The organism is Photorhabdus viridis, assembly GCF_040256935.1.
Taxonomy (GTDB): domain Bacteria; phylum Pseudomonadota; class Gammaproteobacteria; order Enterobacterales; family Enterobacteriaceae; genus Photorhabdus; species Photorhabdus viridis.
Map to the genome: position 1 here is coordinate 18,552 of NZ_JBEJZY010000034.1, position 12,909 is coordinate 31,460.

The following is a 12,909-nucleotide window of genomic DNA, read 5'->3' on the forward strand; positions in this document are numbered from 1 at the left end:
TAAACACGGCGGCTATCTCTTCATACTTTTTATATTTTAGTGACGATTCCATAACTTTGTTTATCTCCTATTTGTATAGGATAATTACTGCTAAATAATCCTTTTCCTATAGGCCAAGGGCGATGATAGAGCAGTGTAGAATATTTTACTCCAAGTAATCGAGGGGTATCAAGGTAAAAGGGAATTTCAGCGAAAATATATGGCAGTGCTTTATAGACCAATTGTAGGTCAATTTGATCAAAACATTGTCCAGTCCCTTTTAATCGCCCTTTTACGGCTTGAAAAGACATATCAAGGCAGATTTTTCTGAAAAGCTCTGATTCATTGAAAGCGTTTTCAACTTGCGTTTTAAGAGATTGGTAATCATGGTTTTGTGCAAAGTCGCTAAATTGAATGACTCTGATTTGCTTATTTTTTAATGTCGCTATTGAAATAACAGAATCAAGATTACGTAAATGGCATTTAATTTCGCGTTGTGTCTTTTTAATAGCCTTAGTACTCTCAGTTCCACTCGCGACTAAAAGGCGTGAAGCTTCACGTTCACAAGGTAACAATATGTCGACTTGTCGGAAATAACTACTTGACCACTGAATAAGATCAACAACATAGTCCTTTGAAAAACGTGAGTTAAAGGGGCTTATCCCTATTAGCGCGTGATCACCTTTTTGAATAATTTGGTCACAACGAGAGGTTTCACCTTGGACAGTAAATGATGGTGAATTCTCGTGCAGCAATGTTGAATGGGCTGATAATATTTGATTGTTCGTTTCTTTTAAGCATTTTTTTTCAGTAGATAACATTTCGATTGACTTTCCATTTTTTAATGTAATCCCACATAATCTTGGTATAAATTTTTTAATTTTTATATAGATTCATTACATCGCCATTAAAATATTTATACATACATTTGATCTAACTTAATCTCGTAAAAATGTCAAAAACTATCGAAAGTCAGAATTAGATAAATTACATTTCGAGCCGATAAATGAATTGATGATAAATGAGTTTTTACCGATTCAGGTTGCTGTTGAAAAAGTGAGAAGAAAATCAGATATAAAAAAGCATCGCCCCCCTTGGGGACAAGATTGCATTTTCTAATAAGAGGGTTGCTCGGCCAACAACGTTTAATGCTGTATTTTTAACTTTATATCAATATGCTTCGCCATATTAGTCACGTAGCGACTTTATTTGGGTATATACCCGTCATCTTTCAAGTTGCTTCTTTGTTGGCTGCACTCTCTCACCCGGTCACATCGTTAGCTATGCTCCCGGGGATTCTCTCCTTTACCGTCGCGATGCATCTTGAAATCCATAGGGTATAGATCAATGGCAAGAGCCTGTAACTATTTTTCGTCCGTAAAATTATGGGTTTTGGTAAATAAATTCAATACTTAAAAGAACAAATAATTAAAAAATTTTATATAAATTCTGCTATTTAACTTGAGGTTTGTTGAATGTTTTATGCCAATAATTCCTGTGTAAAAGTTACGTATATACTAATGATATCATGGTGTAAAAATAACATTTAATTACTATCAATGGTATTTAATGTTATATTTATAACATTCATTTTAGGATAAATAAGCCTTAGTTTGTTTATTTGAGAAATATATCTCATTCATTAAATGACTTATTTGAAAAAACACAAGAATAGTGTATGAATATTATCTTCTATAAATATTAAATGGAATGTAACTGTGAAATTAAGTGATGTAGGTAACATTGTTTTACTCAAAGTTGATAAATTTAGAATAAACGATAATCGAGTGTTTTCGAAGTGTGAATATCAAAATCCTATTAGTAGCCATAAAGATAGGATATTTTTTTATATAGTTCATGCTCTAGAAAAAGAAGGTAATATACCCGTAATCATTGAAGATGCTTGATTTTATCCGAAATGGAGATCATTATCCTCGCTATGAAAATATTCATTACCGATGAACAAAAAGCCGAACTTGAACATCTCCATCACACCTGCCGTGATAAGAGGGAGTGTGATCGCATCAAAGCGGTTCTGCTGGCCTCTGAAGGCTGGAGTTCAGTGATGATCGCTCAGGCCCTGCGTCTTCATGAAACGACCGTTAACCATCATATCAGCGATTACCTTAATCAAGGTAAACTTAAATCTGATAATGGGGGGTCTGATAGTTTGCTTTCTCAAGAACAAACTGATTTTTTAATCAATCACTTATCTCAACATCTTTTCCATCACACCCATGAAATCGTGGCCTATGTTGCTCAGCTCTGGAATATTACCTTTAGCATTCCCGGCATGAATAAATGGCTACACCGTCAGGGTTTTTCTTATAAAAAACCTTGTGGCATCCCTCATAAATTCGACGCAGAAAAACAGCGACAATTTATTGAATATGATGAGAATCTTAAAGTCACAGCGAAAGACGAACCGATCCTTTTTCTTGACGCTGTTCACCCGACTCAAGGCACCAAACTCGGTTATGGCTGGATGCGAAAAGGCGAGAAAAAAACAGTCAAAACAACAGGAAGCCGGACTCGCCTGAATATATTGGGCGCGCTCAACCTGAATGCCATTGGTCGTACGGTGTTCCAGGAATATCAAACCATCAATGACTACAACATTTGCTGTTTTTTCAATGAAATAAGAAAGTCTTATCCTGACTATCATCAAAAAATTCACCTTATTGTGGATGGGGCGGGTTACAACAAAGCTCATCTCGTGAAGGAGTGGGCTTATGTTAGCAATATTGAATTACATTACCTTCCGCCATACAGCCCAAATTTAAACCCGATAGAGCGATTATGGAAGGTCATGAATGAACAGGTTCGAAATAACCGTTATTTCGCGGATAAACATGAATTTCGAGACAACGTCTTCAAATTTTTCACTACAACGCTACCGGATATAGCGGACTCGCTGATGTCTAGAATTAACGACCATTTTCAGGTGCTAAAAACTGCATCTTGAAGTTTCTTGGGTATATAATATATATTTAATTAATCACCGTCTTGGTTTATTTACCGATAATAATTTTATAGCGGAATTAAGAGCATTATCCTCTTTCTATGAAGTTATTTTTTATGTGATGAAATCGAAATAACTAAAGATTCCTTTAGCCAATTTGGAACGGTTTATTTAGTACACCATGATAAAGATATTATCCAGCAAGATTACACAGAAATTAGCAGAATTGAGGGGTGAGGTGAATATTTGAAACCTATCTAGTATTAATAGCGACCTGATAATGGCAACGGTCATTAATTTACTAGTTAATTATTAATGAAACCAGAAGCGATGAAAAGTAGATAAACGAGTAACAGGTTTTTGTATTTATTTATATTATTAATGTTATACTTATTTAACTTATTTTTCAGGTATCGACTTTATTCGGTACACAGCATTTTATGCCAGTTATCATCATTTTCTCTGAAATAATCGTTTACTAATTAATCAAACAACCACAAATTTTGCGCACAGGTTAACAGTGGTTAATCCTGCATCTATGAGATCTTTATGGTCTTTTTGTCTATAAAATGTGCGCATTGTCATATTTTTGTGCTAACTATGTTAATTATTAGTTTCCTTTGTGTTTTCCTGTTGTTTATGACATTTGTTGAGATCTTATTGACGCAAGAGACAACAGTTGTTTAATTGATAAGCTGAAAATAATAAACAAAACCTAAACAGCGCAGTTTCTGACAGGAAGTGCAGATTCTGGCTGTACATAACAACATCACAAATGGAGTGTAAGAAAAGGATTTAATCCACAGTTGTTCTCCCAACAGTGCTAAGTGTTTTCTTCGGCTGATTCGTAACGGCGCCATATGCATTGAACATCAAGGTGTCAGGTATTCCATCTAAAAATCGGGCACAGAATTATGTACCCGTACTATATACTGGGATTAACGCCGTAGTTTGAGGGCTGGAATTGTACAACAGAAAGTAATAAATAGGAGCCCAAGTAAAATTAGGGAAAAATCCTCACGACTTGGAGTAATGCTGTAAAGTACGGCGACAGTGGCTGTACTTAGCGATGCACCAAATAAGGTTCCGATTCTGGTAATTACGCTTGCATTCGGAAAATGGGTAGCCAATGATACGGCGCTCATGATATGACTTTTTCTGATTTCAATGTTCGCGATCTTGCTCTGGTGGGTGCCTATACAAGATGACTCCGGTTAAATTGTGTATGGTGGTGGCTGTAATGAGTCAACCTGAAACTAGAGTGGGTGACTTGTGTCAGGAACTCGATAATTACGCGGCAAACGCTGTACCGACATCTCCCGACAAAGGGTGGAACTACGACCAGATGGAACAAAATTACTAGTTCGTACTTGAGTAGTTTATTTACCCAATCAAGGAAGGGGCGACAAAAAACTAGGTTTTTGGCTTATACTTCAAATTGGTTCTTTTTTATCGATGGAATGCGGGTGATTACAGCTAATAAGCCTAAATTAACTTTGTATAAACACCGCCCGAAGTTAAGCCATTTACTATTTTTAAACGGTGACCAGATATAAACTGAGGATAGATTATGAAAATTATCAATTGTGACATACGGGATGTAACTACCGGAGATAACGTCAGAATTATGGTGCCAGCGAATATTTATGAGTGTGAGCTTCATGACGATGTATTTGTCGGTCCTTTTGTTGAGATTCAGAGAAGATGTGTGATTGGGCGCGGCAGTCGTATACAGTCACATACGTTTATTTGTGAGAATGTGTCTCTGGGAGCTAACTGTTTTATTGGGCACAATGTCACATTTGCCAATGATTTGTTCGGGCGTGGTACGCCGGATCCAGATCCGGAAAATTGGATTAAAATCAGCCTTGGTGAAAATGTCATTATTGGCAGCGGTGCAACGATACTAACCAATTCAATATGCAGCGGGTCTGTGATTGGTGCTGGGAGTGTGGTGGTGAAGCCCGTGACGGTGAAAGGGATTTATGTTGGCAACCCAGCCCGGCTGATCAGAACATTGTAAAAGTACTTTAACGTACCTGTTTTTAACAAGCTTATAGCCTTACAGATAAACTTGTGAATAGGGCAATTCGGCATAAATGATTTCATCATCCGCCACGTTCATCGCTGCATGATATTCTTCCACGGTTATTTCCTTCTGCGCCAGAAGTTGACTGAGCACATTTTCAGGTAGTCCTGCCAATACTTTTACCTTAGCTTCTTCAACATAGAGCAGACCGTCCATTATTCCTGGATCTGGGGTCTTGGGCGCAGATACGAGGTATTCTGGCTTGGCTATGCTGGTGATGAGATTCCAATAACACCTGAAATCTTTTTCCGGGCTGGGCAATACACCACAATGCACACCAATACGGATTGTTTCCAGCCAACTGTCATAGAACCTTTTCACTTGCAGTGAATGCATATGTTCATCACACCATTTTGCCATTATTTCTGTGGACGGAAGCTGAATCTTGCCAGCAAACACGCCCAGAACCCACTGACTGATGATATCGAAATACGGAAAGGCTGCACCGAATCCAGCGGTGTCTACCGGTGGATTGATAACACTCAGTGATGGGTCATTCGCCCAGAAAAAATGCTCATATAGGCGCGAACGGTCAAGTTTCGGCACAAACGAATAGTCAGGCATTTCATACCCGGTGCACGAGATGATCACGTCATATTCAGCTTTAGATGCGTCTACAAACTCTGCCAGTCCATTTTCGAGGAACCTTTCTAATGGTGGCTTGACCGTGATTAGCCCTGAGGCAATATTTGGGATGATCTTCTCGTTTACGTGCACGGCATTATTGTTCGTTATCGAAGGCAAAATGCCGGACGAACGATACATTTGCATGTATTCAGGCAGAATGTTATCCAGATAAGTGATATATTTCTCATAAGGCAACTGATTCAGTAGATAGCGGCCCAGATAGGAATGCATCATGTCATTCGGGCCTGCCGAAAAATACCGCGGCAAAAACAGTCCCAATTTTCTCACTGAAAGGGTGACAGAACTGGCAAAGGGAACCAAATCTGAGGCAATGTCGGCCCCACTCACACCACCGCCGACGACCAGTATCTTTTTCCCTGCGAACACTTCTGGTTGTTGGTAGTCTCTAGAGGTGACAACGGAACCGGAAAAATGTGCAATGCCCGGCACGGTCAATGATTGGGGCTGCCAGAGCTCACCAGTAGCGATAATGACCTTATCAAACGACTCATGTTGGTATTCATTTTCGTGCTGGCTGGTGACCGACCAGCCGCTATCCGTTCGCGTCAGGTCAGTCACAGTAGTGTTCAGGCGTACTACATCCATTATACCTTCACTAATAGTCATGCGCTCAAGATAGTCACCTACTTGCGCCACGGAAGGGAAATCATCGCTGTTTTCGCTGGCAATGCTGGAGAAGTGAAACGTGTAGCGCGAGTTCTGCATACGGGCATTATGGTAAGCCCCACCGCTGTCAGGATTCCAGATCCCGCCTACGCGTGAAAGCTTTTCTAAAAGCACTACGTCGAAACCGTCTTTGATAGCATTACGTGCCGTGATCAGACCTGCGGGGCCAGCTCCGATAATTGCAATTTTCATCAGCGGTTCCTTCTGCGATTAGTAAGCGTCATAACTAGCACAGGCGTGGCGAGAATTAGCGTGATCAGATTAGCAGCAAGCACTGTTACGTCAGACTTCTGAAAGCCGTAAGCGATCCAGGAGATCACACCAATAAGAAACATGACATACATAACCACGGAAATGCCTTCCGTATTACGAGTGCGTAACGTTTTAATGCTCTGCGGAGCAAATGCAAACGTTGTGAAAAAGGCCGCGAAAAGGCCAATGAACAGAGTGGTATCCATATGATTCCTCAGAATGCTTCCATTATTTCTTGAATGTGTAAGCCAGCAGAAAGCGTAGGTAACGATACTGTATGTGGCTTGCCTTTCAATGCAAGGCACCAGTCTTGTAAAAGATGGTAGAAAGAGTCCGACCAGTAGGGGAGTTCGCGAGGCGGATCGGACAATATTTTGGCGTCGGAAAAAGTTACATCCTCCACACCAATTTGGTTAAATAGTGTCAAGAAAAGGCGATTTTTGTTCTGGGTCGAATAGCGAATTTCACCTCTATCAAAGACGAGATTGAAATGCAATCCCAGTTTATCTGCTTCATCTGACTTACTGGCTTTGATGCGGAAATAAGCACCACCGCAGGCATGGCCAAAGATGTAACCATTGTCATCGACCTCTACCAAGCCATCATCTTTGGTGCCTACGCGAGTGCCTTTGGCAATCCTGAGATTGTTGGTATTAATGGTGTCATCACTGAGCAAGCAAAACAGATCCAGCAAATGGCAGGATAAATCCCCCAACGCACCGCTGCTTTTACTCTGTTGAGCAGAATCCCTCCAGGTCAGGTGGTTACGAGTCAGGGCCGAGTTTTTATTAAACTCAGCAGAGAAAAAATGAAGTTTACCAAGTTCTCGGTCATTTTTTACCTGAACCAAGTTTTGGATGATCCGGTTATAGCGATAGTTGAAAGATACGATACTGTTGCATGGTGCCAACTCTGCCAGGCGGCGGGCAGAAGCCAAATGGGTTGACAGAGGTTTTTCGCAAACAAATGGGATTTGCTTATGCTTCAGGACTTCTTCGGCAAGGCTTACATGCAGGTTATTCGGCGTACAGATAATGAAACCGTCGCTTTTCTGTGCGAGCTCCGCTAGAGTTGTGCAAAATTTAACAGGTCGCGTGGTCAACTCGCTGAGCTGGCACATGTTGTAATCATTGATGTCATAAAATGCCAGCTCTGTTACTGATTCAATCTGTGAGAGGGCGTGCACGTGCGCCTGTGCAACTCCACCGCAACCAATAATACCGATGATCATTATCAAATCCTTTCTATTATGCTGAGAATTCCGTGGCAGTATGGTTTATCCAAGCTGTTGCCATGCTTTTTTATGGCGTCGCGATCGGCATTGGCTACCAAATAGCCTTGCCCTGCGCGTGCGAACATCGGAAAATCGTTGGCACTGTCACCGAAAGCGAAAACTTTCTCTTTTGGTAGGCATGTTTCTTCCATCAAAAAGGAAACAGCTTCATCTTTGCCGCAACAACGGGGAATAAATTCGACGTCGTAGCAGTCGGCCGGATCTCCAGCGGCAGGATTACATTTGGTGAATAGCACGCGAATCTGATACTTGCTGGTTAGGGCATCGATCCAATCAAAATCACGCTGCATTTCTGCCCGGATCTGATAATAGAAACTTATCTTGTACTGGCCTTGGTAATCATCGGGCTGCTTTTCAAGTGAAATGCCGTGCTCGCGTATGGCCTTTACAATTTCATCAACATTATCCCGGCAATAACCTGAACGCCTTATTCTTTCTGCCCAAGAGGCAGATGCAACCAGTTTCCCCTCTTTGATCCAATAAAATTCGGTGCCTAGGCTGCAGCAGAGAAAATTCGGGCTACGTGAGATGTAACCATTAGCCTTACGTAATGCGGAACTCAGGTTAGTTCCGGTTATCCAACCAAGCAATATCCCTTTTTTTTCACCTTCAGCAGCTAAAAAATCTTCAAGTTGGGCTACGCCTCCTAGCGATTTATTTTCATCGGAGAAAGGGATGTAGGTTTCATCCAGATCGCAGCAGACAACAGCCTTAATCGAAGGGGGAAGTGGAAACTCAATTGGAAGTTTATGAACGGAAAAATGCATGCAGTACCTCGATAACAATATCCTGTTCCTGCAAAGACATATGGTTATGCAGGGGTAAATGGATTAGCCTACAATGGATGTGTTCAGATGGGATAAACTGTTCATGGTTAGGATAATGAACGGCAAATTCATGCGACCCACAATGCGACAGGACCGGATAATAAATATCCAGTTCCACGTTTCTTACCTTGACAAATTGCAGTAGTTCGCCCCGTTTTTTACGCTTGAGGTACAATGGGAAAAGATGCCATGTATTCTCGAGAGTTTCTGTGGGTAATTTTAATTCTGCTTCCAGATGGCGCAGGGACAATATATATCTTGCCGCCAGGAAACAGCGTTTGGCTGAATTTTTTTCAAAGTGCGTTAATTTCACCTTGAGCGTTGCCGCCTGCATATTGTCCATGCGACTGTTTAACCCCCAGTCCTGTGCCTTAATATTCTTTTTCCCTTCGGCAAATCCGTGATACGAGTATTGCCTTGCGAGACTTGCAAGTTTGGATGAGCGGGTCAAAACTGCACCGGATTTTCCAAAGGAACCAATATTCTTGAATGGGTTAAAACTGAGAATCATTAAATCGCAGTGGTCGATTACGGATTTTACTCCGAAGCACTGGGCAGCATCGACGATCACCGGCACGTCCTGTTGCTTAGACTCATGGTAGATCTCACGCAGATTCTTTGTTGAGCCGTAAAGGCAGACAGGAAGGATGGCTTTCGTACGAGGCGTTTTCAGGCGGTTAATTTCACCCGGTACCATGTTATAAGATTCATCAATATTTGCGAAAACCGGTTTGGCTCCGATGGCCATCACGGAATTCTCCGTAGCGGCAAAAGAATTCAGTGGTAAGATGACCTCATCACCCGTGCTAACGCCTGCTGCCTTCAGGGCTATCTTCAACGCGTCCGTTCCGCTGTTGGAGGCAATACATGTATCTGCTTTATAAAAACTACAAAGATAGTTTTCAATTTCAGCAATGAATGGTCCGCTGGTAAAGCAACCAGACTCAATGACTTCAGAAATAACTTGAAGACATTTGCTACGCTCGGCCGAAGAATTTAAACGGTTGAGTGGAAGGAACTGAACTTTCCCTAATTTATCGTATTCACTTTCAGATGATATTGACTCAGTAATATGCGGGAACTGAGACATCAGTTCTTGTACTGAGGCTGCTTTAAAAATCTCATTATTGATTTCAGAAATATCTTTCATGTTACTCTTTATAAATTCCCTGCTAATAAGCTGTTTATTTCCAGCGTTAAACTTTGTACCTTGCGAGTATGTTCATTGATGAACACGACTCTTTCGGTCATGTTACTTACCAACCACTCTTATTTTTTGAGCGAAGTCCATCCAAAAAATAATTGTAGTAGTATCCAGATTTAGAAGTGTTGCTTATATAGGCTACCCCTTAAGTGTTAATGAATCATTAAGTAATTGTTTGATTAATGTTGATTTGAATCACAAAAATTGAATTTTACAACAGTAATCAGTGTGCGCGGCTGGTTGCTAATGGGATTGTTTACCTACAACTTAACAATACTGTTGCAGCTGCTGACAGAGTAAAAAGTGAAAGGCAGCGCTAAGGCGTTGATGTTGATCAAAAGATGTCGCCATAGACTTGGCAGCAAATTCTATTCAGCGGGGACTGCACCTTACAGAGTGATGACAAGCTCATCGTTATGGATTCATTTGTGGCTGACGTGGAATTAGAGTGCTAGAAATTCCTGGGAGTCCGGCTTATACCCTCTAAATTATCATTTTAGTTTTTGTCTTGCTATTCTGCTATTGCATTACTTATCTTGTTGTTTGGTTACTAGAAACACTCACCACTAACACTAAGTCAATTACTAATACCAGTATTTACGATGATGAAAAAATTACTTTCTTTCTATGAAGCTGTTTTTTATGTTGATGAAGGAGATGAGATTTAAATAATTAAAGATGTCTTTAGCCAGCCTGGAATTAATAGCGACCTGATAATGGCAACGGTCATTAATTTACTAGTTAATTATTAATGAAACCAGAAGCGATGAAAAGTAGATAAACGAGTAACAGGTTTTTGTATTTATTTATATTATTAATGTTATACTTATTTGACTTATTTTTCAGGTGTCGATTTTATTCGACACACAGCATTTTATGCCAGTTATCATCATTTTCTCTGAAATAATCGTTTACTAATTAATCAAACAACCACAAATTTTGCGCACAGGTTAACAGTGGTTAATCCTGCATCTATGAGCTCTTTATGGTCTTTTTGTCTATAAAATGTGCGCATTGTCATATTTTTGTGCTAACTATGTTAATTATTAGTTTCTTTTGTGTTTTCCTGTTGTTTATGACATTTGTTGAGATCTTATTGACGCAAGAGACAACAGTTGTTTAATTGATAAGCTGAAAATAATAAACAAAACCTAAACAGCGCAGTTTCTGACAGGAAGTGCAGATTCTGGCTGTACATAACAACATCACAAATGGAGTGCAAGAAAATGACAACTTTCTCTAAAAGAGCGAAGTTATTGAAGCTAGGGGTCAGCTTAGTTGCATTGGCCGTAACCGCCAGCGTTCAGGCAAAAACATTGGTTTACTGCTCTGAAGGCTCACCAGAAGGATTTAACCCACAACTGTTCACGGCGGGTACAACTTATGATGCCAGTTCAAGGCCACTGTATAACCGTTTGGTTGATTTCAAAACAGGTAAAACGGAAATTATCCCGAGTCTGGCTGAAAAATGGGATGTTAGTGATGACGGTAAAGTTTACACTTTTCATCTGCGCAAAGGCGTTAAGTGGCACGATAACAAAGAGTTCAAACCAAGCCGAGAATTCAATGCTGATGATGTGATCTACTCTTTCATGCGGCAAAAAGATGCAAATCACCCATACCACAAGGTGTCAGGCGGCAGCTATGAGTATTTTATTGGTATGGGTATGGGTGAGATGATCAATAAGGTTGAAAAAGTAGACGATTATACTGTCCGAATTGAACTGAACCGCCCGGAAGCGCCATTCCTGGCTGACTTAGGAATGGATTTTGCCTCTATTCTGTCAGCCGAATATGCAGATAAGATGATGAAAGCCGGTACGCCGGAGAAAGTCGATCTGAATCCAATTGGTACAGGCCCGTTCCAGTTGCTGCAATATCAGAAAGATTCTCGCATTCTGTATAAAGCCTTCAAAGAATACTGGGAAGATAAAGCCAAAGTTGACCGGCTAGTTTTCTCTATTACGCCTGATGCATCCGTTCGTTATGCAAAATTACAGAAAAATGAATGTCAGATCATGCCATATCCAAATCCAGCGGATATTGCTCGCATGAAGAAGGATAAAGATATCGTCTTGATGGAACAGCCGGGTATGAATGTCGGTTATGTTGCTTTCAACGTCACCAAAAAGCCACTGGATAACGTCAAAGTTCGCCAGGCGTTGGCAATGGCTGTCAATAAAGACGCTATCATTGATGCGGTTTATCAGGGCGCGGGTCAGAAAGCCAAAAATCTGATTCCACCAACGATGTGGAGTTACGACAATGCTCTTAAAGATTACCAGTACGATCCGGAAAAAGCGAAGCAGTTACTGAAAGATGCAGGGATGAGCGACGGTTTTGCTATCGATTTATGGGCAATGCCAGTACAACGACCTTATAACCCGAATGCTCGCCGCATGGCTGAAATGGTTCAAGCTGACTGGGCGAAAATTGGTGTTAAGGCCAAAATTGTCAGTTATGAATGGGGTGAATATCTAAAACGGGCTAAAGATGGCGAGCATCAGATTGTGATGATGGGTTGGACGGGGGACAATGGCGACCCAGATAACTTCTTCGCAACGTTGTTTAGCTGCGCAGCCAAAGAACAAGGTTCCAATTACTCTAAATGGTGTTACAAGCCGTTTGAAGATGTCATTCAGCCAGCACGGGTCGCTTCTGAGCATGCTAAACGCGTTGAGCTTTATAAACAGGCTCAGGCTGTAATGCACGAACAGGTTCCGGCGCTGATTATCGCTCATTCCACGGTTTATGAACCAGTACGTAAAGAGGTGAAAGGTTATGTCGTTGATCCTTTGGGCAGACATATTTTTAACAATGTATCTCTTGAATAATCTTGTTTTTACTACTCGGTTTGATAGGCCATCTTCCTGATTTTTTAACGGAGGTGGCGACTTCTCCCCGGCTATCAGTTATCGCCGGGGAAAGGCTGACAAACAAGTAGAGGCAGGAAGTTCATTGAGTTGTGAGCGAAAAGGGGTAAAGTCC

11 protein-coding genes are annotated in these 12,909 nt (G+C 40.9%); 5 read left to right on the forward strand and 6 right to left on the reverse strand.

Annotated elements, in window-relative coordinates; translation table 11 throughout:
- Positions 1 to 29: 29 nt before the first annotated feature.
- The gene (locus ABR397_RS15230; RefSeq protein WP_350306487.1) at positions 30 to 800 is read right to left on the reverse strand and encodes a tRNA-dependent cyclodipeptide synthase; all 771 of its coding nucleotides are present in this window, start codon (positions 798 to 800) and stop codon (positions 30 to 32) included.
- An 897-nt stretch (positions 801 to 1,697) separates the two neighbouring features.
- Between ABR397_RS15230 and ABR397_RS15235 the strand changes: the two genes are divergently transcribed.
- From ABR397_RS15235 to ABR397_RS15250, 4 genes are all read left to right on the forward strand, one after another.
- On the forward strand, positions 1,698 to 1,886 hold the full coding sequence (locus ABR397_RS15235) for a hypothetical protein (RefSeq protein ID WP_350306488.1): 189 nt from the start codon (positions 1,698 to 1,700) through the stop codon (positions 1,884 to 1,886).
- Positions 1,887 to 1,918: 32 nt separating this feature from the next.
- Positions 1,919 to 2,944 carry an IS630-like element ISPlu19 family transposase gene (locus ABR397_RS15240; protein ID WP_350306489.1) on the forward strand — a complete coding sequence of 342 codons (1,026 nt, stop codon included), beginning with the start codon at positions 1,919 to 1,921 and terminating at the stop codon, positions 2,942 to 2,944.
- Between the two features lie 1,201 nt (positions 2,945 to 4,145).
- Positions 4,146 to 4,304 carry a hypothetical protein gene (locus ABR397_RS15245; protein WP_350306490.1) on the forward strand — a complete coding sequence of 53 codons (159 nt, stop codon included), beginning with the start codon at positions 4,146 to 4,148 and terminating at the stop codon, positions 4,302 to 4,304.
- A 207-nt stretch (positions 4,305 to 4,511) separates the two neighbouring features.
- Positions 4,512 to 4,964, forward strand: coding sequence for an acyltransferase (locus ABR397_RS15250; protein ID WP_350306491.1), 453 nt, complete (start codon positions 4,512 to 4,514; stop codon positions 4,962 to 4,964).
- Positions 4,965 to 5,003: 39 nt separating this feature from the next.
- Here ABR397_RS15250 and ABR397_RS15255 read toward each other — a convergent pair whose 3' ends face one another.
- The 5 genes from ABR397_RS15255 to ABR397_RS15275 are packed head-to-tail and all read right to left on the reverse strand — an operon-like array spanning position 5,004 to position 9,867.
- Positions 5,004 to 6,536, reverse strand: a complete 1,533-nt coding sequence (locus ABR397_RS15255) for a flavin-containing monooxygenase (protein WP_350306492.1) — start codon at positions 6,534 to 6,536, stop codon at positions 5,004 to 5,006.
- Positions 6,536 to 6,802 (reverse strand): SemiSWEET family sugar transporter, encoded by a 267-nt coding sequence (locus ABR397_RS15260; protein WP_350306493.1) that lies wholly within the window; start codon positions 6,800 to 6,802, stop codon positions 6,536 to 6,538. The genes ABR397_RS15255 and ABR397_RS15260 overlap by 1 nt, the downstream gene beginning before the upstream one ends.
- 8 nt (positions 6,803 to 6,810) lie before the next feature.
- A complete protein-coding gene (locus ABR397_RS15265; RefSeq protein ID WP_350306494.1) occupies positions 6,811 to 7,827 on the reverse strand; it encodes a Gfo/Idh/MocA family protein in 1,017 nt (338 codons plus the stop codon).
- Between the two features lie 2 nt (positions 7,828 to 7,829).
- Positions 7,830 to 8,657 carry an HAD-IIB family hydrolase gene (locus ABR397_RS15270; RefSeq protein ID WP_350306495.1) on the reverse strand — a complete coding sequence of 276 codons (828 nt, stop codon included), beginning with the start codon at positions 8,655 to 8,657 and terminating at the stop codon, positions 7,830 to 7,832.
- Positions 8,638 to 9,867 (reverse strand): DegT/DnrJ/EryC1/StrS family aminotransferase, encoded by a 1,230-nt coding sequence (locus ABR397_RS15275; RefSeq protein ID WP_350306496.1) that lies wholly within the window; start codon positions 9,865 to 9,867, stop codon positions 8,638 to 8,640. The genes ABR397_RS15270 and ABR397_RS15275 overlap by 20 nt, the downstream gene beginning before the upstream one ends.
- Before the next feature lie 1,280 nt (positions 9,868 to 11,147).
- Between ABR397_RS15275 and dppA the strand changes: the two genes are divergently transcribed.
- Positions 11,148 to 12,755 carry a dipeptide ABC transporter periplasmic-binding protein DppA gene (gene dppA / locus ABR397_RS15280; RefSeq protein ID WP_350306497.1) on the forward strand — a complete coding sequence of 536 codons (1,608 nt, stop codon included), beginning with the start codon at positions 11,148 to 11,150 and terminating at the stop codon, positions 12,753 to 12,755.
- Positions 12,756 to 12,909 lie beyond the last annotated feature (154 nt).